This window comes from Hymenobacter sp. APR13, from assembly GCF_000737515.1.
Classification (GTDB): Bacteria; Bacteroidota; Bacteroidia; order Cytophagales; family Hymenobacteraceae; genus Hymenobacter.
On the sequence record NZ_CP006587.1, the window covers coordinates 3,529,628 to 3,553,763 of the forward strand.

General features: G+C 59.1%; 19 protein-coding genes. 12 read left to right on the top strand and 7 right to left on the bottom strand.

Annotated elements, in window-relative coordinates:
* Positions 1-19: 19 nt before the first annotated feature.
* The 5 genes from N008_RS14790 to hppD all read right to left on the bottom strand — a co-directional run bounded on the left by N008_RS14790 (position 20) and on the right by hppD (position 11,173).
* On the bottom strand, positions 20-3,148 hold the full coding sequence (locus N008_RS14790) for a SusC/RagA family TonB-linked outer membrane protein (protein ID WP_052381588.1): 3,129 nt from the start codon (positions 3,146-3,148) through the stop codon (positions 20-22).
* Positions 3,149-3,720: 572 nt separating this feature from the next.
* A complete protein-coding gene (locus tag N008_RS14795) occupies positions 3,721-5,769 on the bottom strand; it encodes a 7TM diverse intracellular signaling domain-containing protein (RefSeq protein WP_044017088.1) in 2,049 nt (682 codons plus the stop codon).
* Positions 5,770-5,809: 40 nt separating this feature from the next.
* Positions 5,810-7,552, bottom strand: a complete 1,743-nt coding sequence (locus N008_RS21730) for a cellulase family glycosylhydrolase (protein WP_052381589.1) — start codon at positions 7,550-7,552, stop codon at positions 5,810-5,812.
* Positions 7,553-8,131: 579 nt separating this feature from the next.
* Complete coding sequence (locus N008_RS14805; RefSeq protein WP_044018855.1) at positions 8,132-9,868, bottom strand: phospho-sugar mutase; 1,737 nt, start codon at positions 9,866-9,868, stop codon at positions 8,132-8,134.
* Between the two features lie 171 nt (positions 9,869-10,039).
* Positions 10,040-11,173: a 4-hydroxyphenylpyruvate dioxygenase gene (gene hppD, locus N008_RS14810; protein WP_197062867.1), complete on the bottom strand. Its 1,134-nt coding sequence runs from the start codon at positions 11,171-11,173 to the stop codon at positions 10,040-10,042.
* A 353-nt stretch (positions 11,174-11,526) separates the two neighbouring features.
* Between hppD and N008_RS14815 the strand changes: the two genes are divergently transcribed.
* The 4 genes from N008_RS14815 to N008_RS14830 all read left to right on the top strand — a co-directional run bounded on the left by N008_RS14815 (position 11,527) and on the right by N008_RS14830 (position 14,005).
* The gene (locus N008_RS14815) at positions 11,527-11,916 is read left to right on the top strand and encodes a hypothetical protein (protein WP_044017092.1); all 390 of its coding nucleotides are present in this window, start codon (positions 11,527-11,529) and stop codon (positions 11,914-11,916) included.
* A gap of 148 nt (positions 11,917-12,064) precedes the next feature.
* Positions 12,065-12,409, top strand: a complete 345-nt coding sequence (locus tag N008_RS14820) for a DUF952 domain-containing protein (protein WP_044017095.1) — start codon at positions 12,065-12,067, stop codon at positions 12,407-12,409.
* A gap of 49 nt (positions 12,410-12,458) precedes the next feature.
* Positions 12,459-13,118 (top strand): hypothetical protein, encoded by a 660-nt coding sequence (locus N008_RS14825; protein ID WP_156109336.1) that lies wholly within the window; start codon positions 12,459-12,461, stop codon positions 13,116-13,118.
* Positions 13,119-13,171: 53 nt separating this feature from the next.
* Positions 13,172-14,005, top strand: coding sequence for a hypothetical protein (locus N008_RS14830; RefSeq protein WP_044017100.1), 834 nt, complete (start codon positions 13,172-13,174; stop codon positions 14,003-14,005).
* A 162-nt stretch (positions 14,006-14,167) separates the two neighbouring features.
* On the opposite strand, the gene N008_RS14835 is transcribed toward N008_RS14830, so the two are convergent.
* Both N008_RS14835 and N008_RS14840 read right to left on the bottom strand, forming a co-directional pair.
* Entirely contained in the window at positions 14,168-16,087 is a 1,920-nt protein-coding gene (locus tag N008_RS14835; RefSeq protein ID WP_044017102.1) for an ABC-F family ATP-binding cassette domain-containing protein, read from the bottom strand.
* A gap of 125 nt (positions 16,088-16,212) precedes the next feature.
* Positions 16,213-16,446 (bottom strand): hypothetical protein, encoded by a 234-nt coding sequence (locus tag N008_RS14840; protein WP_044017104.1) that lies wholly within the window; start codon positions 16,444-16,446, stop codon positions 16,213-16,215.
* A 107-nt stretch (positions 16,447-16,553) separates the two neighbouring features.
* Here N008_RS14840 and murI point away from each other — a divergent pair, with 107 nt between their 5' ends.
* The 8 genes from murI (at position 16,554) to N008_RS14880 (ending at position 23,839) form a co-directional block, all read left to right on the top strand.
* Complete coding sequence (gene murI / locus N008_RS14845; RefSeq protein ID WP_044017106.1) at positions 16,554-17,375, top strand: glutamate racemase; 822 nt, start codon at positions 16,554-16,556, stop codon at positions 17,373-17,375.
* A 71-nt stretch (positions 17,376-17,446) separates the two neighbouring features.
* Positions 17,447-18,133, top strand: coding sequence for a hypothetical protein (locus N008_RS14850; protein ID WP_044017108.1), 687 nt, complete (start codon positions 17,447-17,449; stop codon positions 18,131-18,133).
* Positions 18,134-18,215: 82 nt separating this feature from the next.
* The gene (locus tag N008_RS14855; RefSeq protein ID WP_052381590.1) at positions 18,216-19,394 is read left to right on the top strand and encodes a glutathionylspermidine synthase family protein; all 1,179 of its coding nucleotides are present in this window, start codon (positions 18,216-18,218) and stop codon (positions 19,392-19,394) included.
* A 356-nt stretch (positions 19,395-19,750) separates the two neighbouring features.
* On the top strand, positions 19,751-20,377 hold the full coding sequence (locus N008_RS14860) for a CsgE family curli-type amyloid fiber assembly protein (protein WP_044017110.1): 627 nt from the start codon (positions 19,751-19,753) through the stop codon (positions 20,375-20,377).
* Positions 20,378-20,414: 37 nt separating this feature from the next.
* Positions 20,415-20,846, top strand: coding sequence for a curli production assembly/transport component CsgF (locus N008_RS14865; protein ID WP_044017112.1), 432 nt, complete (start codon positions 20,415-20,417; stop codon positions 20,844-20,846).
* Positions 20,847-20,898: 52 nt separating this feature from the next.
* Complete coding sequence (locus N008_RS14870; RefSeq protein WP_044017115.1) at positions 20,899-22,293, top strand: CsgG/HfaB family protein; 1,395 nt, start codon at positions 20,899-20,901, stop codon at positions 22,291-22,293.
* A gap of 207 nt (positions 22,294-22,500) precedes the next feature.
* Positions 22,501-23,166 (top strand): hypothetical protein, encoded by a 666-nt coding sequence (locus N008_RS14875; RefSeq protein ID WP_044017117.1) that lies wholly within the window; start codon positions 22,501-22,503, stop codon positions 23,164-23,166.
* Between the two features lie 88 nt (positions 23,167-23,254).
* Complete coding sequence (locus N008_RS14880; protein ID WP_197062868.1) at positions 23,255-23,839, top strand: hypothetical protein; 585 nt, start codon at positions 23,255-23,257, stop codon at positions 23,837-23,839.
* Positions 23,840-24,136 lie beyond the last annotated feature (297 nt).

Consider the following 24,136-nt stretch of genomic DNA (forward strand, 5'->3'; position numbering starts at 1 on the left):
TAGAGCTGTAGGGAGAAAATTAGAACCCGATATTGAGGCCGCCCATGAACACGCGGGCCTGCGGATACACGCCCAGGTCGATGCCGCTAGGGCTTACTTCGGGGTCGTAGCCGGTGTATTTGGTGAGCGTGGCCAGGTTCTGGGCCGTCACGTAGAAGCGCACCTGCGTGGCCGAAATGCGGCTCAGCAAGCTCTGCGGCAGCGTGTAGCCGAACGTCAGGTTTTTGAGGCGTACGTAGGAGCCGTCTTCCACGAAGTGCGACGATACGCGCAGGTTGGTGTTAGGGTCGCCGTCAATGGCGCGGGGCACGTCGTTGCTGGTACCGGGGCCGGTCCAGCGGTTCAGCACGCGGGTGGTGCCGTTGTTGGACCCGTACAGGGCGCTTTCCGTGATGAAGCGGTTGATGTTGTACACATCGTTGCCTTGCACGCCCTGGATGAAGAAGCTCAGGTCGAAGCCTTTAAAGCCCAGCGTGTTGGTGATGCCGTAAGTGAAATCGGGGTTGGGGTTGCCGATAAACGTCCGGTCGCCGGCCGCCGTGATGACCCCGTCGCCGTTCAGATCCTTAAACCGGATGTCGCCGGGGGCGGTGCCGGTTTCCTGCCGGGGCGCGGCATTTACCTCGTCGGCCGTCTGGAACAGGCCGTCGGCCACGAAGCCGTAGAACGAGCCAAAGGCTTGGTTAACATCGTAGCGAACCACTGCGCTGTTGCTCAGGAAGTTGGGGCCGTTGTATGGTACGCCCGAGCCCAGCGACTCCAGCCGCGTCTTGTAGGCCGAAATGTTGAACAGGGTGGTCCAGGTGAAGGCCTGCCCGCTGCCCTGCACGTTGCGCGAGGTAAACGAGAAGTCGATGCCCCGGTTGTAGGCCGATGCCGCGTTGGTGTTCACGGTCTCAAACGTACCCGACACCAAAGACGGCGGCACCGGCGCAATCAGGTTGGGCGAGTTGCGGTTGTAGAGGTCGAGGCTGGCTTCGAAGCGGTTGTCGAGGAAACCCACATCCACCCCGATGTTCGTTTGGTTGTTGGTTTCCCAGCGCAGCTCGGGGTTGGCGAGGCGGGTAGGCGCGGCTCCAGTGTTGATGGTGCCATCGGGCCCGAGCGGGTAGATGGCGCCGAAGTTGATGGTGTACAGCGAGGCGAAGCGACCCGCGTTCAGGGGGTTGCCCACTTTGCCGTAGCCGGCACGCAGCTTCAGGTTGCTGATGGTGCTGTTGCCGTCCAGGAAACCTTCCTCCGAAATGCGCCAGCCCACCGATACGCCGGGGAAGAAGCCGAACTTCTCACCGGGCGGGAATACCGACGAGCCGTCGTAGCGGGCCACGGCCGAAAGCAGGTACTTGCCGGCAAACTCGTAGTTCACGCGCCCGAAGTAGCTGGCCAGCCGCTGGGGCGGGCTAATGGCACCTTCGTTGCTGAGCTGCGAGTTGATGGGGCCGACGTTGATTACCTGCAGGTCGTTGCGCAAGTAGCCCTGGCGGTTAGCCACTACGTTGCTGAAGTTGAACTCCTGCGCCGACTGGCCCAGCAGTACCGTCAGCTGGTGCTTATCGGCAAACAGGCGGTCGTAAGTGGCCGTGTTTTCAATCAGATACGTGGGAGCGTAGCTGGATCTGGCTTCGGCGCTGGCCGTAGAGTAGCGCTGGGTGTAGCCAGCCAGCTCGGGGCCTTTGGGCGTGAAGCGGTTGAAGTTGTCGAAGATGAAGTCGACGCCCACGTTGGTGCGGAAGCGCAGGCCTTTGAGAGGCTCCAGCTCGGCGAAGAACGTGGTCAGGGCCCGGTTGCGCGTGAACTTCTGGTTGTTGATCAGGGCGCTGGCCAGTGGGTTTTCCTCGATGAAGTTGTCAGCGCCCGAACTGGGCTGGTACCAGTAGCCATCGGGCCGGTAGGGCTGCACGGTGGCCGGGATGCGCAGCATCTGCTGCACCGTGCCGTACTCGCCGCTGTTGGTGGTTACCTGACGGTCTTCCAGGTGCGTGAGCTGGATGTTGTTGCCCAGCTTCAGCATTTTGCCGATCTGCACGTCGCCGTTGGCCCGTATCGTAAACCGCTCGAAGTTGGTGCCGATGATGATACCGTCCTGCTGGAAATACGTGCCCGACACGGCATAGCGCGCCTTTTCGCTGCCGCCGGTGGCCGAGAGGGAGTAGTTCTGAATCTGGGCCCGGCGGAACACCAGGTCCTGCCAGTCGGTGCCTTCGCCCAGCGAGGCCGGGTCGCGCAGCTTGTCTACCACAATGGGCAGGCCCTTGGCCAGGCGGCTTTCGTTGTTGATAACAGCGTACTCCGAGGCACTGAGCAGATCCAGGCGGCGGGCCACGGTCTGCACGCCGCGGTACACGTCGAGGTTGACGTTGGTGCGGCCGGCTTTGCCACGCTTGGTGGTGATGATGACCACGCCGTTGGCGGCGCGCACCCCGTAAATGGCCGTAGCCGAAGCGTCCTTCAGAATGTCAATCGACTCGATGTCGTTGGGGCTGATGGCGTTGAGCTGGTTGTCGCCGCCGTCGGGCAGCGGGAAGCCGTCAACCACGTACAGCGGGTTGTTGTTGCCGGCCGACGTGATGCCGCGCACCCGCACGGCCGTGCCGGAAGCCCCACCGGGCGCCCCGCCGTTCGATATCACCGTTACGCCGGACACTTTGCCCTGGATGGCCTGCGTGGCATCGGCCACCGGCTGGCGCACGATTTCTGCAGCTCCAACCGATGAAATAGCGCCCGTTACGCTGCCACGCTCCTGGGTGCCGTAGCCAACTACTACCACTTCGCTCAGGGCCTTGGCGTCGTCTACCAGTACCACGTTCAGGGAAGGGTTGGCACCGTTGATGCGAACTTCCTGACGTGTGAAGCCGATAGAACTGATGATCAGTGTGCTGCCATCGGGTACCGATAGCGAGAAGTTACCGTTGGCGTCGGAGCTGGTCCCGATAGTGGTTCCCTGAACGATAATCGTCACACCGGGCAGCGCGTCGCCGTTGCGCTGCGTAATCCGCCCCGAAACCGGAACGTCGGCCACGAGGGCCAAGCGGGAGTCGGGCGCCAGAGCGGCTTGGGCCGCCAGCGGCGACGCCAGGCTCAACAGCCCATAGGCTGCGAGAGGCACCACGCGCCGGAACCCGAGATACGAGTATTGATTGCGGTTCATGTGTAGGAAGTGGGGAAGAGTGTGGGAATTTGAAAACGACGGTCGGAATGCCCTGCGGGCAGGCCGGAAAGTCGCACAGGAAAACGAGGTAGACTCCCGCTAGTGAGTGGCAACTCACGGTTAGATGGGTTGCTGGTTGGCCGGCTATCAGGCACCTGCGGAATAGCAGGTGCACCGGGCGCTCAGAAGGAAGTGGGAGCGGGCAGGAGCCCTGCGTAAGAGCTCAAGGCCGGCGCACAGGTGATGCGCGGGCGTGAGCCTTGGTCGGGTGCCGGTCGGCACGGTCTGCCAAGCAAACGAGTGGGTCTTCACTCACCCAAAGCAGGCATGGGAAGGGGACAGAAAGGATCATAAGGGCGGGGGGATGATCAAAGGTATCCGCCATTTTTCTTAAAAATCAAGCAAGAAACCCCGCTGGCAGTGCCGGGAAGGCCGATTTTCGCTTACATCGCACGCATACTTGTACGCTTACAGCACCCACTTTTGGGTGCCATTTCGCCGTTATTATTCCCGAATCCTATATTCCCTATAGGCCCGGCTAACGGGTAAAAAACAAGCAAAAAAAAAGGGCCTTAGCCCACTTTTTTTTGCTTGCTTTTTGCTTTGGCTGGTTCATGCTCTAAACCCAAGCCTGACTCGCCCGCAACCGCCAGTTCCTCGTCGGCAGACTCATCTAGCTCCGTGCCGCTATCATCCAGCAGAAGGCGGGTCCAGCTGTCCTCACCGGAGGGGTCGGCGGGTTGGCGGCGCATGGCTTCCAGCACTTTCTGACTGAAGCTCCAGCAGGTAGCACGCCGCAGATCGAGCACTCGGGACAGCTCCTGCGCCGAGTAGCTGCCGTTATGGGTGTGCAACAAAAACACCGCATAAAATGCCTTCACAATCGAAAACTTGCATTTCTGCAACAGTGTGTAAGCTGTAGCCGACTCCACGTAACGGCAACGGGTGCAGCGGCGCGAAAGCGCCTCGCGGCCCTCGCAATAATTGTCGTGGCCGCACTTGCGGCAGTGGTAGCCGTGGGCCCACTTCAGATCTGCGAGGTAGGTAAGGCAGGCTTCCTTGTCGGGATAGATCTGGCTGAATTCGCCGAAGTCCACTTCCTGCGACAAGACGCGGGCTGTCTGGGCCTTTTGCAGGTCGCGCTGCAGGTCGGTGTTCAGCTTTTCAATAGCCGCCGACTGCAATGCCAGCAGGCCGTTGGCCTGTACCAAGTCGCGGTTCTGGGAGGCAATGGTTTCGCCTTGGCGCTGCAACTCGGCCGTGCGCTGCGCCACCAGGTTTTCCAGTTCCGAGTTCAACTGGTCTTTGAGCTCTTCATTCTGGCGGAGCTGCTCTACCAGCCGGTGCTGTACATCGTGCTTTTTGCGTAGCTGTTTCACCAAGCGGTGCTGGGCCTTGAGGGTGGCGTGCTGGATGGCGCGGATTTTCTCTCCCAGTGCGTAAGACAGCACCACCACCTCCACCACGAAGGCCGCATTCATGCTATACACCGTGTAGGTATTGGTGAAGGTATGAATGCCAAGCTTGCGCAAGATTAGAAACAACACGCTGACAGCTACCAAGGAGTGGGCCAGCAGCACAAAACGGGCCGGCAGGAAGCCACGCTGCCACACGCGTAGAGCCGCGAAAAACAGCATGCCGTAGGGCAGCAGATACAAGCCCATACCCATCCCGGTTTTCCACCAGATGCCGTCGAGCAGCAGGGCTGCCACGCTCAGCAGCACCACGGCCCGCAGCCATTGGTCGTAGCGGGGCAGGCGCTGGGGCGTATCCAGAAACTGGCGCGCATAGTAGCCGAAGGTGAGCAGCAGCAGCGGGGCCGACGCAACATCTACCACCCGATTGAGCCACGGATGACCGGGCCACAGGTATTGGAAGCCCAGACCATCCTCGGACAGAAAGACCAGGCTACAGCTAAGTACGTATAGCACATAGCGCAGGTAGGTCTGCTCGCCGGTGAAACAGAACAGGCAGAAGTTGTAGATAATCATGATGAGCAGCATGCCATAGAAGGCACCCAGCAGCCCATATTCCATCTGAAAGTGCTCGGCAATGCCCTGCTCGGTCCGCATCTTCGACAGGAAGCTGGTGCGCGAATTGGACTGCAGCCGCAGGTAGTAGGTATGCGGCTGATTGTCGGCCACTGGTAGCTGCAGCAGATAGTTTTTGTAGCGATAAGGCCGGGTAGTGAACGGACGGTCGGCACCGGTATGGATGCGGCCTTGTTCGGAGGGAGACTTTGGAAAAAAGAAGATGTCGTTGAGGTGGGAGTCGAACAGCTCCAGGTACCAGTGTTGCGGCTGCGGGCCAATGGCCTGCACCGTCAGGCGCAGCCAGTAGGCTGAGCCAGGGTGCTCCATGTTGGTCGCCACGCGTGCCCCCGACACAAAACGGCCAGCATACCGGGGCTGCTGCACATCGCGCAGTGTGAGCTGCCCCGTAGGGTCTTCGAGGATGCTATAGTTGAGGGGGCTGACGAAAATTTCCGGTTGGCGAGCATCGAGTGGAAGAGGACGCTCGGCCCGGGCCGCGAAGCTGACACCTAGTATAGCCAGCACCCACAGTAGACGGGCGGTGGCTATCAGGTTGAAACGGGAAATAAGGAAGGGCAGAGTTGGCATGGGAATCTCTAAGTTAAAGAAACTCCTGTATTCACGGGAATCAACGAGGCCCGGCCAATGGCACAAACTGCAGCCAACTTACTACGGCTCCCGGCTGCTGCACATAAAGTTGCACCGTATGCGTGCCAGCCGACAGCTGCACATTGCCAACCGGCAGCGTTTGCCAGCCGCTGCCGCTGGGCACAGCTGTGGTTCCAATACTCTGTTGGCCATTGAGTTTGATGAGCAATTGGGCCGTAGTGGCCGCCGGGTTGCGGGTGCGTATCTGCACAGCGCAGGCGGTGGTCTGGGGCACAGTTACGGTGTAATTCAGCCACTCGCCGGCTTCCATGTGGCTCACAGCAAAGCCGCTGGAGGCATCATCCGTCACGGCCTCGATGTCCACGCCGTCGTTGCGGTAGGCGTTGCCAGAGTTGTGGGGAGTGTGGTTGCGGAAGTCGGTTCGGGTGGCGTAGGTATCGGAGTAGGCCTGGCCCAGGCGGCCCAGGTCGTAGTCGGCGGCCTGTATGGTGCCGGGCACCACATGCGGCCCGAAGGCGGCTGGGGCGGCAGTGGGGCGGGTGAGGGCCGCTACCACATCGGTATTTATGGTGCAGTTGCCAAACGCGCTGTTGCGCAATAGAGCCGCACGGCCGGCCGGGGTCAGTACGCTGCCGTAGCGGGGCACGCTCAGCAGGCTGGTGCGGCCATCTACCCGTTTCAGCGTCCAGTGGCACCAGCCAATGTTCTGCTGGTTGAGTTCCTGCACGGCAGCGGCAAACCACTCGTTGGAGTTCTCGCCGGTTTCGCCCACCCACACTGGCACCTGCCATTGGTCACGGAAAGCTACCAAGTTGTGCAGTAGGTTGATTTGTAATGGGTTGGTGTCTGAAGCTGCGGCGTCATTGGTGCACCAGTAGCGGTGCGCGTTGTACATAATGTTGCCTTTGTGCGCAGTGCGCAGCTTGTCGGGCGTCAGGTTGGTGTACTCGTTGCCGTAGCCATTGCCTTCCAGCAGCACCACATGTTGGTCGTTCTGAGCACGCACTACATCTATCAGGCGGCTGTACAATTCGCTCAGTTCCGAATTGTCGCCGGCTAGGCCGTTGGCGGTGGTCATACCGTTGGGCTCATTAATGAAATCGTAGAGTGCTACGCGCGCATCGTTGCGGTAACGTGCTGAAAGCTGCTGCCAGAGCCTCACCGTAAGGTCTTGGTAGAGAAGACGGCCTTTGGCGTCGCGGCGTTTCCACAGGTCCAGCGGCACCAGACAGTCACTGATGTTGCGGTCGGCGCCCTGGCCGCCGGGGGCAGCGTGCAGGTCCAGCACCACGTAGAGGCGGTTGGCAGCACACCAGCGCAGTACGTCATCAATCAGGCGGAAGCCTTCCAGATTTACAGCGTCCGTAAACAGCTGGTTCTGGTCGTACCAGGTGCTGAGCGCCTGTACGTAGGCCTCCACGTGGCGCGGATTCTGAAGGGCGCGGGTGCGGACGCGGCGCTGGGCTGCGGTCAGAAACAGGTCATAGTGCAGCGGCAGCCGCACGCAGTTGAAACCCTGCCGGGCAATGAAGTCGATATCGGCTTTGGTGACGAATCCGGCCCGGTAGCGGCGGTAGAAGTCCTCCATTTCCGCCTCGGGCATGGTGCGTAGCATACCCTGCTGAATGCGCCATTGGGAGTTCAAAGAATCGGTGCGGAGAATGTAACTCTCCTGCAGCAGCCAGCCGCCTACATTGATGCCGCGCAACACCACAGGTTGGTTTTGGGCGTCCAGCAGCGCAGTGCCTTTGGTATGCAGCATGCTTAGGGGCTGGGCGGCTGCAGGGGCAGCCCACAGCCCGCTACCTATTAGCAACAGCAAAAAGTAGTACAGCCGCCGCACGGGAAATCGGCTAGCTCTAACCAATTGATTCATGAAGGGAGATAGTCGAGCAGGAGGCCAGCGAGAAACAGGACAGGGAAGCCCCGTCCTGTTTGCCTCACTTTCTCACTCAAAAAATTGCAAAGGCTGCTCATGGCAGCGGCTATTATTCCGGATGCAGGGGCCGAGCTCAATCTTAGCCCTGAAGCCCTTAGGGATACAACCAAAACTAGCGTCTGAGAAAAGCAAAAGCAAGTCTTATAAATAGCTTAATTGGCTGGAAACAGAGTTTTTATAGGTGCTTTGTACGCTTATCGCACAAGCTGATAGGCTGGTTTTGGTGCCTGCTTTGCTATGAAGGCACCTAGCTTCACATAAGGCCGTCGGCAAAAAAACAATGCAGATTATGTGGTCTTTGAACAATAACTATGCGGCCCACTGCTACCCACCAGCAAAAAGCCCCGACTACACATGTAATCGGGGCTTTTCGCTGGTAGGCAACAGCAGGAAGGCGCAGGATTATTTCAACTGCATGTCTTCGATGATGGCCTGAATCTTCTCTTGGGCCTGACGCTCCGCCAACTCAAAATCGACGTGCGACTTCAGCGGGTGACGCACGCTGAAGTAGAACTTGATTTTGGGCTCGGTGCCCGAAGGCCGCGCCGAAATCTTGCTGCCATCTTCCAGAATGAACTGTAGCACATTGCTGCTTTCCAGGCCGGTGGGCGTTTCCAGGCCGGTGCGCAGGTCGCGGATGAGGCCGGTTTTGTAGTCGCGCAGCTCCACCACGGGCTGGCCGGCAATAGTAGCAGGCGGCATAGCGCGCAGCTCGGCCATCATTTCCTGGATTTCTTCGGCGCCGCGCTGGCCTTTCTTCGTGAGCGAAATCAGGTGCTCTTTGTAGAGGCCGTACTGGGCGTACATGCGCGTCATCTCCTCGTAGAGCGAGTGGCCGTTGTCTTTGGCCACGGCCGCCATTTCGGCCAGCAGGGTGCAGGCCGATACGGCATCCTTGTCGCGCACGAAGTCGCCGAGCATGTAGCCATAGCTTTCCTCGCCACCGCCCACGTAGTTGGCTTCGCCTTCCAGGTCCCGGATCAGGCCGGCAATGTACTTGAAGCCGGTCAGGGTCTGGTAGCTCTGCACGTCGTAGGAGCGGGCAATGTCGCCGAGCACCTCGCTGGTTACGATGGTGTACACGATGAAGTCCTTGTCGGTCTTCTTGCCAGCCTGCTGCCGCGCCGACAGCACGTAGTAGGTTAGCAGGGCGGCTGTCTGGTTGCCGTTCACCAGTACCCACTCACCGCGGGTGTTCTTCACCGCAATGCCCACCCGGTCCGAGTCGGGGTCGGTGGCCAGCACGATGTCGGCATCGAGGGCTTTGGCCTGGTCCAGGGCCATCTGCATGGCTACTTGCTCCTCGGGGTTGGGCGACAGCACCGTCGGGAAATTGCCGTCGGGGGTGGCCTGGGCCTCTACCACCGATACGTTGGTGAAGCCCAGCTGCGCCAGCGCCTGCGGCACCAGCGTGATGCCGGTGCCATGAATCGGCGTAAATACGATTTTCAGGTCGTGCTGGCGCTGGATAGCGGCTGGGTTAATGCTCAGCTCCTTCACCTTGGCCAGGTAGGCGGCATCCACCTCGGCGCCGATGCTGTGAATCCGCGTGGTGTCGGCCTGGAATTTCACCTGCTCGACGCCCTGGATGGCTTCAACTTCGCGGATGATGTTCTTGTCGTGCGGGGCTACCACCTGGGCGCCGTCGTTCCAGTACACCTTGAAGCCGTTGTACTCCTTGGGGTTGTGCGAGGCCGTGATAACGCAGCCGCTTTGGCAGCCCAGGTGTCGGATGGTAAACGACAGTTCCGGCGTGGGCCGCAGCGCCTCAAACAGGTACACTGTAATGCCGTTGGCCGAGAAAACGCCCGCCACCATTTCAGCAAAGGCGCGGCTGTTGTTGCGCGAGTCGTGCGCCACGGCCACCTTGATTTCCTGGCCCGCGAACTGCTGGAGCAGGTAGTTGCTCAAACCCTGCGCCGCCATGCCCAGCGTGTAGCGGTTCATGCGGTTGGAGCCGGGCCCCATAATGCCCCGCAGGCCACCGGTGCCAAATTCCAGGTTGCGGTAGAAGGCATCCGACAGAAAATCATCCTGGTTGTCAGCCTGCAGCTGCCGGATTTCAGTCTGCGTCTCGGCGTCGTAGCCACCGGTGAGCCAGGTATTGATTTTCGCTTGAATGTCGGGGGTAAGGGCCATATTCTGGAGGAAGGAAGAAAAGAAAAAGAACGTCATTCCGAGTGCAGCGAGGAATCTCGCCAGTGTAGTAAATCAATACCAGACACCAGCAAGATTCCTCGCGCTACCCAACATGACTGGATTACTACACTAGCGAGATGCTTCGGCTGCGCCTCTGCATGACGGGCCGGATTATAGGTTGCCGCGCAGGGCCTGCTCGCGCTCAATGGCTTCGAACAGGGCCTTGAAGTTGCCTTTGCCGAAGCTCTTGGCGCCTTTGCGCTGGATGATTTCGAAGAATACGGTCGGACGGTCTTCTACGGGCTTGGTGAAAATCTGGAGGAGGTAGCCTTCCTCGTCGCGGTCTACGAGCAGGTTCAGGTCGCGGATGCTGTCGAGGTCTTCGTCGATGTGGCCGACGCGGTCCAACAGGTCGTCGTAGTAGGTGGCGGGCACCTGCAGAAACTCCACGCCGCGGCGGCGCAGCTCCGTCACGGTCGTGCGGATATCGTTGGTGATGAGGGCCATGTGCTGCACGCCGGGCGAGTGGTAGAAGTCCAGATACTCTTCAATCTGGCTTTTCTTCTTGCCTTCGGCGGGCTCGTTGATGGGGAACTTCACGAAGCCGTTGCCGTTGCTGACCACCTTGCTCATCAAAGCCGAATATTCGGTGCTGATGTCGTCGTCGTCGAAGGTGATGAGCAGTTTGAAGCCCATTACGTCTTCGTAGAACTTCACCCACTGGTTCATCTCGCCCCAGCCCACGTTGCCCACGCAGTGGTCGACCACCTGCAAACCCACGGGCGCGCCCTGCGGCACGCCGCTGGTTCTGGCCACGAAGCCCGGCAGAAACGGCCCGGTGTAGTTACTGCGCTCCACGAAAGTGTGCACGGTTTCGCCGTAGGTGTAAATGCCGGCCATCGTCACAGAGCCGTGCTCGTCCTCGATGGTGTAGGGCTCAAACGCCACTTTGGCGCCGCGCTTGGTGGTTTCTTCGAAGGATTTGCGGGCGTCGTCCACCCACAGGGCCATCACCTTCACGCCGTCGCCGTGCTGGGCCACGTGCCGGGTGATGTCGGAGTCGGGCAGGAGGGAGGTGGTGAGGACGAAGCGGATTTTGTTTTGCTGCAGCACGTAGCTGGCCCGGTCGCGCACGCCGGTTTCGGGGCCGGAGTAGGCCACCAACTCAAAGCCGAACGCAGCCTGGTAGTAGTAGGCCGACTGCTTGGCGTTGCCGACGTAGAATTCCAGGTAGTCGGTGCCGTTGAGGGGTAGGAAGTCGTGGGCAGGGTGGGCCTGTACTTCGGGCGAGGTCATCGTTTGCATGGGCAGAAGGGGTTGGGTGGGATGCGTGGGTAAAAATACGTTTTTGGGGCAAATGATTCCGTTGGGGCGAGGAGCGGCCGCCAGCAGTAGCGCGAACTTTGTAGTTCGCGCCCCGGAACGATAGTCACCCAAACGGCGCGAGGACGCAGGCTGTGCAGTTTGCGCCCCGGAACGATAAGCGCCCAAACGGCGCGGGGGCGCGAACTACAAAGTTCGCGCTACTGCCACACGCGTGGCCACCTCGGGGCGAAAGGAATGCCGCTTTCTTCGTAAAATTGAGCCGGGAGCAGGAACGGCGCATAAAACTGCCGAATCCTCTTCACCTTTGTAGCACAACCCTACGCCTTACCCTTATGAATCTGGAAGAGCTGAACCGCACCCTCGTTACGCTGATCGAGAAAAAGCAGGCCCTGCACGATATGTCGTATGATGATGCCCGCTACGACGACGTAGAAGAGGAGCTGCACGACCTCGAAGACGATTTCAACGAAGAATACGGCGCCTACCTCGAAGCCGCCCTCGACAAGGTGCACACCGAGCTGAGCTCCGATACCGATGTGCTGCTGCCTACGGCCTACCTGCCCTCCAGCACCGGCGGCACGCCTTCGCCTAAGGAAGGCGTGTGGGTGGACTCAGAGAAATACCCCGGCAAAGAGGCCCGCATTACGCTGGTGCCTAACCCCACGCGCATTATGCTCACGGTAGGCAAAGCCGTGCAGCAGGAGCTCTGGAAAGCCAGCTAATCTGCCGCTGAACAGCTTTTAAAGCCACGCTTACCGAAAGGACTTATGCTGCAGCATGAGTCCTTTCTGCTTTCCACCCGACCAGTACACTGCCTCGTCGGCACCCTATACATCACTCCAACTACTCCTCCATAAATTACTCTTCCACATGCTCTACCGAATAGCCGAACCTGCCGACTGGCAGCACGCCCAGCAAACCGGCGCCTTCGCCAGCCCCGACCTTGCGCGGGAAGGATTCATCCATTGCTCGGAGCTGCATCAGGTGCTGGAAACGGCCCGCCGCTACTACGCCCACCGCTCCGACCTGTGGCTGCTGGAGCTGGACGAAGCCGCCCTGGCGGCGGCCGGAGTGCGGATAGAGCGGGAGTGGGTGGAGAGCCGGCAGCAGCATTTTGCCCATGTCTTTGGGCCCATTCCGCTGGCGGCGGTGCGGCGCGTGTGGCAGTTTGGCACAAATGCTGCGGGAGAAGCTGCGCTGCCCGCCGGCCTGTAGAAAACGCGCCGGCCGGGGTGGCTTTTCCTTTCCCTACTATCTATAGTATATGCCAACAACTCGACACTGTATTGCGGCACTAAGCCTATTGCTCACGGCCTGCACGCCCACCGCTTATCTATCCCTGAAGCCCGACCAGGGCAGCGGCTTCTGGAAAGACGGCCACGAACGGTCTGTTATCCGGCAGGACAGCCTGGAGGTGAGCCTGGGATTTGTGCGCTACGAAGGCAATTCGCTGGTCTTCGATCTGGATATCCAGAACCAGTCGGAGAGGGCGGTGCTGGTAGCGCCGGAGCAGTTCAACTACACGCCCGTAGCCACCACACTGCACAAAGGTCAGGAGTACATGCCGTATTTCCCCGGGCCGGTAAGCGCCATCAACCCCGAGCAGAAACTGGATGGCCTGGTGGCGGCAGTGGTTTACAACGTGCGCGAATCGCAGCGGCCTCTGGTACTGGCCGAGGCCGAATACGGGCAGCAGTACCGCATGGAACACAGCGCGGCTGCCCTGCAGGCCCAGACCCAGAAGCAGGACGTGGAAGCCCGCTTGCTGCGCAAGAACACGCTGCTGCCGGGGCAGGGAATCCGGGGCTACGTGTACTTCCCGCGCACCGACGAGGCTGATGTATTGCGCCTTTCGCTGCCGTTGCGCCGCCAGCCGCTGCTGCTCAGCTACCGCCAGCTACGCAGCCGCCAGCCGGCCTACTAACCGCCACCTGCGCCGGTTGGCCTTTTTCGGACATTCTTAATTCTTCTGCATTTATGCGTATTGCTACTCTACTGGCTGCCTCGGGGCTGCTGCTTGCCGGCTGCAGCTCCACCTCTTTCCTGGCTATGCAGCCCGCCAGCCCCAACGGCCCCAGCCTGAACGGCCACCCCACCAGCCGCCTCTACCACCCCGACAGCGTGGAAGTGAAGCTGGGCTTTGTTCGCTATGATAAGAAAGAGCTGGTATTTGAGGTGGAAATCGGGAATGATGCGCGCCGGCCGCTGGAAATCCTGCCCGAGACATTCTACTACGTGCCCGACTACTCCCTGACCGATACGGCCGCCACCACCCAGACCACAGGCTCTGCAACGGCGGTTACGGTCACTGCTCCGGGAGCTCCGGCATTGACGTCCACCCGCGTCATGGCCCTCGACCCTGAAGCGACACTGCAGCAGCTCACGGCCCGCCTCAACAAGGAAGCTTCCAAGGCCGAAAGTGGTAGCTGGCTGGAAATCCTGAGCAGCGTGGCGAATATCACCGAGGATATTGCCTCCATCAAAAAGACTGAAACGCCCGAGCAGATTGCCGAGCGCGACCAGCGCCACGCCGACGACGAAGCCTACTTCGCCGACCAGCGCGCAACCCACGCCCAGCAGGCCGACGAGCTCAGCGGCCGCAAGCAGCACCTGGAATCGGTGATTCTGCGCAAAACGGTGCTCCAGTCCAACGAGTACATAACGGGCCAAATTCACTTCCCGCGTACCGATGCTGCCCGGCGGCTACGGGTGGTACTGTTCGTGAATGCTCGGCCGGTGGTATTCGATTTCACCCAGAAGCCCGGAACCTACTCGGCCGCGCCAAGCAGCAGTACGGCATCCGGCTATTAGGGCTGTTCAGCGGGCGGGCTGAGGCAGAAATGTTACTTCAGCAAACCCAACTGAACCGGAAATAAGGCTTGCGCTTCTGACGGCTACTGAGCAGGTGTAAAACCAGCACGGCCCTTTCTGAACTGGTCAGAAAGGGCCGTGTGGGCTTCAGGCAGCGGAAGGCTAGATGAATTCGGCCAGCTCCAGCCACCGCTCGCCTTTGGCGTCGAGGTCGGCGTCGGTGCGCTTGAGCTGGGCGGCCCAGTCGGCCAGGTCGGTGTGCGAGCCGGAGCCGGCGTTGAGCTTGTCGATGAGCTGCTGTTTCAGGATTTCCAGCTGTGCCAGCTCCTTTTCCAGCGTTTCGTACTCCTTTTTCTCGGCAAAGCTGGCCTTGCGCTTGGCCGGCGCGGGGGCGGCCACGGGAGTCGGGGCTGGGGCCGCTACGGCCGCTTTAGTGGCAGCGCGGGCTGCCTTGGCGGCTTTTTCCTCGGCTTCGAGGGCGGCTTCGGTTTCGCGCTCCGCCAGGTACTCACGGTAGTCGGTGTAGTTGCCGGGGAAATTAAGCACGGCCCCGCCGGGCTCCAGCACAAACAAGTGCTCGGCCAGCTGGTCGAGGAAGTACCGGTCGTGGCTGACGATGAGTAGGCAGCCCGAGAAGTGCAGCAGGAAGTCTTCCAGGATGTTGAGCGTGCCCAGGTCCAGGTCGTTGGTGGGCTCGTCGAGAATCAGGAAGTTGGGGTTCTTGATGAGCACGCGCAGCAACTGCAGCCGGCGCTTTTCGCCCCCGCTCAGCTTGCTTACCAGCGTGTACTGCTGGGCCGGCGGAAACAGGAACAAACTCAGGAACTGGCTGGCCGTCAGCACGTCGCCGTTGGCCAGCTCCACCACCTCGGCCACCTCCTTCACAATGTCGATGACGCGCTGAGAAGGGTCGAATTCCAGCTCGGTCTGGGTGTAATAGCCGAACACGGTGGTCTGGCCCACCTCGATGGTGCCGGAGTCGGGCGCCAGCTTGCCTGTGAGCATGTTCAGCAGCGTAGACTTGCCCGCGCCGTTGGGCCCCACAAGGCCAATCCGGTCTTTCTTCTTGAACACGTAGCTGAAATCGTCCAGCACCACGTTGTCGCCGAAGGCCTTGTTGAGGTGGCTGGCTTCAATGATTTTGCCGCCCTGGCGGGTGGTTTTCACGCTCAGCTCCACCTGCTGCTTGCTCAGGTTGGTGCTGGCTTTTTCCTTGGTTATGTAGAAGGCGTCGATGCGGGCCTTCTGCTTGGTACCGCGGGCCTGCGGCATGCGGCGCATCCATTCCAGCTCCTTCTTGAACAGCTGGCGGGCCTTTTCCACCTCGGTAGCCTGGCGCATTTCGCGGTCGGCTTTTTTCTCCACGAAGTAGGCGTAGTTGCCCTGGTAGCGGTACATCTGGCCCTGGTCCAGCTCCACAATTTCGTTGGCCACCTTGTCGAGAAAGTACCGGTCGTGGGTCACCATGAGCAGCGTTAGGGTCGGCGACGACAAACGGTTTTCCAGCCACTCGATGGTGGCCAGGTCCAGATGGTTGGTTGGTTCGTCGAGCAGCAGCACGTCGGGCTCCTCAATCAGCACGCGGGCCAGGGCCACGCGCTTGCGCTGCCCACCCGAGAGCATGCTCACGTTGCGGGTGAGCAAGTCGCCCAGAATGCCCAGGCGGCTCAGAATCTGCTGCACCTGCGCCTCGTAGTCCCAGGCATTGAGGGCGTCCATGCGCTCCAGTACCCGCTGCAGGTCGTCGGATTTGTGGTTGGGGTCATTCACCACGTGCTCGTACTCCTTAATGGCGCGGAGCGTGTCGTTCTGGCTGGCGAAGATGGTTTCCTCCACCGTCAGGCTCTCATCGAACACAGGCTGCTGGCCCAGATACGTCACCCGGATGCCCTTGCGAGTGCTCACCAGGCCGGTGTCTGGCTGCTCCAGGCCCGCCAGAATGCGCATCAGCGTGGTTTTGCCGGTGCCGTTGATGCCCACAAAGGCCACGCGCTGGCCCTGCAGCAAGCCAAAGTTCAGGTCCCGGAAAAGCCACCGGTCGGCATAGTTCTTCGAAAGGTTCTCAGCGGAAAGCAGATTCATGCCGCAAAGGTAGCCTTTGCAGAAGTGAGTACCGAGTATTGAGTAATTAGTAGTGAGACTTTGCCGGTCAGTTATCGAACGAAGTCTCACTACGCACTACTATGTACTCAATACTTACTTCTGCGCTAAATCACCAGCACCCGGTCGACGTGCAGGTCGTCGCGCAGGATTTCCAGGCCCCGGTAGGCCAGCGGGCGGCCGGTGTTGTGGGTCAGCTCGCCACCATCGGCGTGCAGGTGGGCCACATCCAGAATCAGCTGCGTGTATTTTCTTTCGCCCAGCTCAATGGCAACAGGGCGTCCGCGGGAAGAATCGAAAGAGGCCAGAGCCTGGTCAATTTCAGCCAGAATAGTGCTCATACGCAGGGGCAGAAGGGCGGTACGAAGTCGGAAGATAGGAAATTGGCGGTATTGTGGAAACCGGCAGCTACAACAGTTTGCGTGCTTCCTCGTTACTTGCCGCCGATATGAACCCAGACCTTTCCACCCGTCCCATCGGCGTATTCGACAGCGGTATCGGGGGCCTCACCGTCGCGCGGGCCGTGGCGCGCGTGCTGCCCCACGAGCGGCTCGTGTATTTCGGCGACACAGCCCACCTGCCCTACGGCGACAAAAGCACCGCCGCCATTCAGGCGTACAGCGTCAAAATCTGCGACTTACTGCTCAAGCAGCAGTGCAAGGTCATTCTCATTGCCTGCAACTCAGCTTCCGCCGCGGCCTACGAGCTGGTGCGCGAATACGTGGGGTCCAAGGCGCGTGTGCTCAACGTTATCGACCCGATTGTGGCCCACGTGGGGCAGGCCTACGCCGGCCGCACCATTGGGCTGATTGGCACCAAGCAGACGGTAAACAGCAACGTGTACCGCAAGAAAATAGACGAGCTGGATGCCGGCGTGCAACTGCAGAGCCTGGCCACCCCCTTGCTGGCCCCGATGATAGAAGAAGGCTTTTTTGATAACAGCATCGCCGGCAACATCATCGAAAGCTACCTCACCAACCCTGCTCTGGAAGGCATTGAGGCCCTGGTGCTGGCCTGCACGCACTACCCGCTCATCAAAAAGCAGATCACCGACTTCTACCAGGGCCGCACGGCCGTGCTGGACGCCTCCGACGTGGTGGCGGCGCACGTGCAGCACTACCTGCAGCAGCAGAACCTGGCGGCCCAGCCGGGCAAAGCGGCGCCGGTGCATCACTTCTACGTTTCCGATTTCACCCGTTCGTTCGAGGAAAGCACGCGTATATTTTTTGGCCAGGAAGTGCACCTGGAGCACTATCCGCTCTGGGAGTAGTGTTGTACTAGTTGCCGCTCACGGCCCGTGCCGTTGCTTTCCGTTTCGTAACCCTTCCTTTTCTCACTCCGATGAATAAGCCTTATTACCGCCTCGGCGACCTGCGCCGCAATGTGCTGCTGATGGCTGCCGCTACCAGCCTGGGACTCCTGCTGCCCGCCTGCTCGGGCGGCAGCTCCGACACCGATAGGGCCACCACCCAGGAAGACTGGGGCGGCGGCGAGTCGTACTCGGAAGGCGTCATCACGGAAATGACCGAAGTGAAGCCGGGCGAATGGAAAATCACGGCGGAGCGCCCCGCTGGCAAGGAAGAAGTGGCCGCCGTGCTCAAGCACTTCGATGGCAAGGTAGATACCCTGCAAGGCCAGGCCCTGCAGCGCCAGATGCAGGATTACACGCGCGTGAACCCGGAAAACCGCATGGGCGGCACCAGCATGATGGACATTCTGATGTGGGGCGGTATCGGCTATATGGCCGGGCGCTTCCTCACGCCGAACGTGGGAGCCTACGCCAACCCCGGTATTGTGCAGCAAAACAACGGCTGGCGCGGCCGGGTGGCGCAGGAGCGCGACCAGGGCCGGGGCTTCTTCGGCCGCGGCTTTGGTGGCAGCCGCACCAACAACGGCGTGCGACCCAGCACCAGCGTAGTGCGCAGCACCGGTTTCGGCAGCCGCAGCAGCGTCCGGAGTACCGCGCCCAGCAGCAGCCGGAGTTCCGGTTTCGGTAGCCGCAGCAGCAGCCGGGGCTTCGGCGGCTGACTTTGGCGGCCGGCGCGGCCCATCAGCCTACACGCTTTTTTGATTCTCCTTTCCTAATCTCGCATTCATACCGCTTACCCCCATGCCTGATATTTCGCTTTTGCCGCTTTCCGGTGACGTAACGCCGGCCGTACGTAGCCTGGGCTGGGATTGGGTGGTGGAAGAAGACTGCCAGAACTACGTGGCCCGCGAGGCCGTGCAACTACCCGAAGCCGAGGCCGACGCGCTGCTGGAGGCCGCCGATACGCTCTACGAGCTGCTGCTACAGTCCATTCCCGACCCCATTCCGGACACGCTGCTGCGGCTACTGGCCATTCCGGAGCTGCTGTGGCCTGCCGTGCGCCACTCCTGGAACGACGACCGGCACTGGCACCTCTACGGCCGCTTCGACCTGGCCCAGACCCCGGAAGGCCCCAAGCTGCTCGAATTCAACGCCGACACCGCCACCAGCATCCCCGAAACCGCCGTGGTGCAGTGGGCCAGCCTGGTAGCCGCCGGCCAGGCCTCCGACGACCGGCAGGCCAACGGCCTCTTTGAAGGCCTGCAGGCCCAGCTAACCGAGTGGCTGCAGCGCAACCCCGACCTGCCGCCCACGCTGCTGCTCGTGCACCTGCCCGACAGTGCCGAAGACGCCGCCAACTGCGCCGTAGTGGCCGAGGCGGCTGCGGAAGCCGGCTTCGAGCACGTGCACATCTGCTCCGTCGATGCCATGCAGGTGTCGGTGGCAGGGGAGGAGCGGGGCGTGTGGGCCGAGCAGGCCCCGGAGCAGTGGCGGCAGTACGGGTTTCTGTTCAAGCTGGTGCCCTGGGAAATTCTGGCTGCCGAAGAGCCTGAGCTGACGGCCGACCTGCTGCAACTGCTCCAAAGCCGCGACCTGATCATCGCCAACCCGGCCTACACGCTGCTGTTCCAGAGCAAAGCCATCCTAGCCTGGCTCTGGCAATGCTTCCCGCAGCATCCGCTCCTGCTGGATGCCTCCCTCTCCGAGCTGCCTGGCCACAGTGTGCGCAAGCCGCTGCTGGGCCGCGAGGGCCAAAACGTCACGGAAATGAATGCCGGCCGGCCCGGGCAGGGCGTAGAAGGCGAGTTTGCCGGGCAGACGCAGGTTTATCAGCGTTTCGCCAAACTCCCGCAGGATGCCCAACAACGCTTTTATCAAGCCGGGGTGTTCTGGGCTGGCAGCGGCTGCGCCATCGGCTTCCGCCGGGCCGCCGGCTTCATCACCAACCTGTCGGAGTTCGTGCCGCACGTGCTGGGATAAAGCGCCTGCAAGCTTATTGCTTACATAGATAAGGCCCGCCTTTACGAAAGTAGAGGCGGGCCTTATCTATAAGCTTTGAGCTATGGCGTCTGAGCAATAAGTTGTTACGGAGTGACGTGTGCATGGATTTTTAATTATTTCAATTATTGATAGATTAAAATCGTGAAAAATCATTGTATTATTTTGTTTAATATTTACATTCATGCCGCAAAACTGCTCTGCCTATCTGGTCCTGGTAAAACCGAGTTTTTAACGTCCTGGCTTACTCTGCCTGCGAAGGGCATACTAGGTACTACGTAAGCTCAATCTGGCGACAAACGGACAGTCTATAAATCCATCAATTCTCATTCAACCCAATGCTACGCCAGCTCTCCTTACCTACATTGGTGTACTGGCTTACTTGTAAGCAGCCGCCGTTTAGACAGCTGGCCAGCACCTGTTTTGTTATCTGGTTGGTATTGTTAGTCTGCCCGGCGCTGGCCCAAAATGAGCGACGGATTCCGGTAAGGGAAGGTAGCAATGCCCAGAAAACGCCCGAAGTGCCTGTAAAAGAATCGCAGGCGGCACCGTTGCCGGCCAAGAAACTGGAGGAGGCCCTGCGGCTGCTGTTGCAAGCCGACTCTTCGCAGACACAACGTCGCCAGACGGCTGGAATAGAATCACAAGGTTTGGTTGTCGATCAGACGATAACCAAGATTGGCCGTGACTTCTACAGCGTATTCTATACCGCCTTCGAAGCCCCACCAGGCGTCATCGAATACAACATCACCATCACGGAACTACCGGCTCGTGGCAACAGTGCCTTGGTGTCGCTCGCCGTGAACGACGAGACGCTACTCGAAATACCCTTGCAGCCTAAGTACGACCTGATAGAAGAAGCCGCCATCCAGGCCGTAGGGTTGGCCAGCGACTATCTGGTGGAAGCCCAGCGCGTGAGCAATCAATTAGAGCGCGGCGAACTGAAGGGCCGAGAAACCTACTGACAACTTCCCATTTCTTGCTTCACTACTCCCACCCCTTATGAAAACTCTTTTTACTCTATGCACTGCCCTGCTGCTTATGCTCGCTGGTAGCCAAGCGCATGCACAGGACTTCGTTTACGAACCCAAAAACCCATCTTTTGGTGGGGGGAACAGCTTCAACTACCAATGGCTGCTCAGTTCCGCCACTTCGCAGAACACCATTGAAGAGCCGGCCCGCGATACCGGCACCGGCGTCAACGCCAACGATCCGCTTAATGGCTTTGCTGAAAACCTTAACCGGCAGATTCTGAGCCAGCTGACCAACCGGTTTATTACGTCGCAGTTTGGCTCGGGGCCGGTGCGGGAGGGTAGCTATACAGTGGGTTCTTATCAGATTGAGGTGACACCTGGTGCCAATGGAGTAGTAATCCAGATTACCGATTCCGGCACCGGCAACCAGACCACCGTCACTATTCCAAATATCCCTTAGCCAGTCGCACGGCCACTAGCTTATCTTCTCTCTGTCATTGCCTCACCTCCCCATGCGTACCATCGCCACCTGGAAAGTATACTTAGCCATCACGCTGCTCCTGGCAACTGGTGCCTGCGCGCCTTATTTCCATCAGCCACTCACCACCGAGCCCGCACGTCTGGGGGCCGAGGTCATCCGGCCCCGTCCAATCCAGAATATGCCGCAGCCCCGCGAAAAGGCGGTAGTGGCCGTATATAAGTTCCGCGACCAGACCGGGCAGTACAAGCCTACCGTGAACGGATCAAGCTTCTCAACGGCCATCACGCAGGGTGCTACTACTATTTTGATAAAGGCGCTGGAAGAGTCTAATTGGTTTGAGCCGATTGAGCGCGAAAACCTAGGCAATCTGCTGAATGAGCGCAAAATCATCCGTTCGACTCGGGCTGAATATAGCGAGCAGACTGGGCAACGACAGTCACCATTGCCGCCGCTGCTGTTTGCAGGAGTGCTGCTGGAAGGCGGTATTATCTCCTATGATGCCAACATGCTAACCGGCGGTGCCGGCCTGCGCTACTTTGGAGCCGGGGCCTCGGGCCAGTATCGGCAGGACCGTGTCACGGTGTATCTGCGGGCCATCAGTACATCCAATGGGCGGGTGCTCAAAACAGTTTACGTCAGCAAAACGATTCTTTCGCAGCAAGTGGATGCCAGCCTGTTCCGATTTGTGAACTTCAAGCGGCTGCTGGAAACCGAAACTGGTTTTACCTACAATGAGCCCAGCGAAATGGCAGTGAAGGAGGCCATCGAGAAATCAGTGGAAGCTCTCATCTTCGAGGGCCTGCGCGACCGGCTGTGGGCGCCTAAAAACGTGGAGGACCTGCAGGGGCCGGCTATGGCTGCCTACTTCCAGGAGAAAGAGCAGAATGCTTCTATTGATGTGCTGGGCCGCGAACTGACGGAACGCCGCAGCCGCTTTGGGATAGGGCTTTCGGCCTCGCTACAGCAATATTCCGGCGACTTTGCCAGCCCCCGTAACGATCCGGAAGGCACTGCCACGCTCCGCTACCAATGGGGCACCGGCTTCCTGAGCTCATTCGCCAACGTAGGATGGGGCCAGTTGTCGGCCCGGCGCTACTTCAGCCAGGACTTCAGCTATGCCGAAGCGGGCCTGATGATGCGTCTGCTGCCGCAAGACCGATTCACGCCCTACGCTATGGCAGGGGCAGGTGCTACGTTGCGCAATCAGCCAGCAGTCAGCGGCAGCCAGCGGGTACTGCCGCATACCTTATTGGGCATAGGAGGAGAGTACCTGCTCTCACCACGTATTGGCCTGAATGCCAGCATCGAAAACCGCTACTACCTGAGCGACGACCTCGATTATATGGACTACGGCAAGTATAATGACTATGTCTGGGCAGCTCGTCTGGGCTTTACCTACTACTTAGGTAGCCGTCGTATAAAATAATGTGAAGCCCTTTTAATCGGTCAAATGGCTGATTGAAAGGGTTTTCACTTGTTATATAACTATGTAAATAAAAATTTGAATAAAAAATTTACACACTTGCTTGTATTATGAAAAAAGTGCTTTATATTTGAATTGTCTATCCGGAAGAGACAATTAAAAAGAAGTAAAACAAAATTCTAACCCTCCCCAAAAGTCCCCCTTTTCCCCATGAAAAAGATCCAACTCCTCGCCGCTGCACTCCTGATGGCCGGTGCTGCTTTCGCTCAGTCTACCCCTAATGCCCGCCCAGCAGCACAAGGCCGTGGTGCAGCTGTCCGCGCAATTCCCACTACTACCCAGATTTCTGCTACCAGCCGTAATGCCGGTTCGGTTGACCATGATTCGTATGTGCAGCAGGTAGGTACTGATAACTATGGCGTCGTTCGGCAGGTTGGTTCCAACCAGTCGGCTGATATGTACCAGAACGGCACGGGCAACGATGCCTATCAGACGCAGTCTGGCAGCTCGCCACTTAATGGCCTAAACACTGCTTACTCCAGCCAAACCGGCAACAACAACTATGTTGACCAAGTACAAAGCGGCTGGCGTGGAGAAGCCATCGTAGAGCAAGGTGCTACTGGTGACGCCCAGAACCGCAACTATGCTGTGCAAGAGCAGACCGGTGACCTCAACTACGGCTACATCGACCAGGATAGCGACGACAACTTTGCTCATCAGAAGCAAACCAATGCTACCGGTTTGATCTTTGGAATCCCCGGCAACTTTGCTGACACGCGTCAGGGTGATGGCAGCCTGGGTTCTAACAACCAGTGGAGCCAGGTTGTACAAGATGGTAGTGGCAATGCTGCCATCGTTCGTCAGGACCACCCCTAATCGGTTTTGTGTCTAACGCACAATTGGCCGGGTCTTCTCTTCTTTGTGAAGGGAGGCCCGGCCTCTTGGGCATTAACATGACATGGCTATGAAAAAACTGTTTTTTCTGCTTTGCACAGTTAGCGCCGCAAGCCTCTGGCTGCCAGCTACTGCGCAAAGCCGTACCGACCCGGAAGACCTGCGTGTAGAGCAGCGTCTCGCCGAAACCATTGGCTTGGAGCGACTGCCCAATGCCCCAAGCCAAGCCGATGCGCGCAACGTGTCGTCGTTGCTACAAATGGGCACCGGCAATCGGGGCGCTATTACGCAGAACAATACCGGCGTTTTGGCCAACTCGGCTTTTGTGGAGCAGGCAGGCCTTAGCAACCAACTCAGCTTCACTCAGACAGGAGAAGGCAACAGCGCCCGCATTACGCAGGACGGTGACCGGAACGAGCTAAACGTAAACCTGACCGGCGACAGAAACGAAATGAAGCTGGTGCAGGATGGTGACGACAATAAGATCAACAGCACCGTCGTTGGCGACAGCCGTAAGTACGAAGTCATGCAGATAGGTAACAACCATACTCTCAACCAGCTGGAGTCTACACCTTTGGCGCCACGTGGCTATAGTGTGGAAATGCGCGGCAACGGTATCCAGCTCACCATTGAGCAAGGTAGGGTATTGCCCTAAGCTGCACCATGCATATTGTAAAAGGCTGATGGCAACCTGGTTATGTACGATAACCAGGTTGCCATTTTTTGTGTTAGTGTATTTTTGAATTAAATTCTGAATTTTTAAAATTATTCTTACATTTATGGATCCAATAATGCGGCCATTCTCATAATAGCATATTCTTATGCATTGCATAGATGATTGGTTTGAACAGACCTTGCTATACACCTGCTGTGCCCGTCTGGCACTCTATACATAGGGTTTCTTGATTTATAATACTGAATTTACTGTGTATAGTGGTTTTGCTGCCCGATA

What these genes read in the sequence shown, in the direction of transcription:
- N008_RS14875 (WP_044017117.1), top strand. Translation starts at nt 22,501, where the DNA reads ATGAAAAAGATCCAACTCCTCGCCGCTGCACTCCTGATGGCCGGTGCT.
- N008_RS14860 (WP_044017110.1), top strand. Translation starts at nt 19,751, where the DNA reads ATGCTACGCCAGCTCTCCTTACCTACATTGGTGTACTGGCTTACTTGT.
- N008_RS14835 (WP_044017102.1), bottom strand. Translation starts at nt 16,087, where the DNA reads ATGAATCTGCTTTCCGCTGAGAACCTTTCGAAGAACTATGCCGACCGG.
- N008_RS21730 (WP_052381589.1), bottom strand. Translation starts at nt 7,552, where the DNA reads ATGCTGCATACCAAAGGCACTGCGCTGCTGGACGCCCAAAACCAACCT.
- N008_RS14805 (WP_044018855.1), bottom strand. Translation starts at nt 9,868, where the DNA reads ATGGCCCTTACCCCCGACATTCAAGCGAAAATCAATACCTGGCTCACC.
- N008_RS14795 (WP_044017088.1), bottom strand. Translation starts at nt 5,769, where the DNA reads ATGCCAACTCTGCCCTTCCTTATTTCCCGTTTCAACCTGATAGCCACC.
- N008_RS14870 (WP_044017115.1), top strand. Translation starts at nt 20,899, where the DNA reads ATGCGTACCATCGCCACCTGGAAAGTATACTTAGCCATCACGCTGCTC.
- murI (WP_044017106.1), top strand. Translation starts at nt 16,554, where the DNA reads ATGAACCCAGACCTTTCCACCCGTCCCATCGGCGTATTCGACAGCGGT.
- N008_RS14855 (WP_052381590.1), top strand. Translation starts at nt 18,216, where the DNA reads ATGCCTGATATTTCGCTTTTGCCGCTTTCCGGTGACGTAACGCCGGCC.
- N008_RS14840 (WP_044017104.1), bottom strand. Translation starts at nt 16,446, where the DNA reads ATGAGCACTATTCTGGCTGAAATTGACCAGGCTCTGGCCTCTTTCGAT.
- N008_RS14865 (WP_044017112.1), top strand. Translation starts at nt 20,415, where the DNA reads ATGAAAACTCTTTTTACTCTATGCACTGCCCTGCTGCTTATGCTCGCT.
- N008_RS14830 (WP_044017100.1), top strand. Translation starts at nt 13,172, where the DNA reads ATGCGTATTGCTACTCTACTGGCTGCCTCGGGGCTGCTGCTTGCCGGC.
- N008_RS14880 (WP_197062868.1), top strand. Translation starts at nt 23,255, where the DNA reads ATGAAAAAACTGTTTTTTCTGCTTTGCACAGTTAGCGCCGCAAGCCTC.
- N008_RS14820 (WP_044017095.1), top strand. Translation starts at nt 12,065, where the DNA reads ATGCTCTACCGAATAGCCGAACCTGCCGACTGGCAGCACGCCCAGCAA.
- N008_RS14790 (WP_052381588.1), bottom strand. Translation starts at nt 3,148, where the DNA reads ATGAACCGCAATCAATACTCGTATCTCGGGTTCCGGCGCGTGGTGCCT.
- N008_RS14850 (WP_044017108.1), top strand. Translation starts at nt 17,447, where the DNA reads ATGAATAAGCCTTATTACCGCCTCGGCGACCTGCGCCGCAATGTGCTG.
- hppD (WP_197062867.1), bottom strand. Translation starts at nt 11,173, where the DNA reads ATGCAAACGATGACCTCGCCCGAAGTACAGGCCCACCCTGCCCACGAC.
- N008_RS14825 (WP_156109336.1), top strand. Translation starts at nt 12,459, where the DNA reads ATGCCAACAACTCGACACTGTATTGCGGCACTAAGCCTATTGCTCACG.
- N008_RS14815 (WP_044017092.1), top strand. Translation starts at nt 11,527, where the DNA reads ATGAATCTGGAAGAGCTGAACCGCACCCTCGTTACGCTGATCGAGAAA.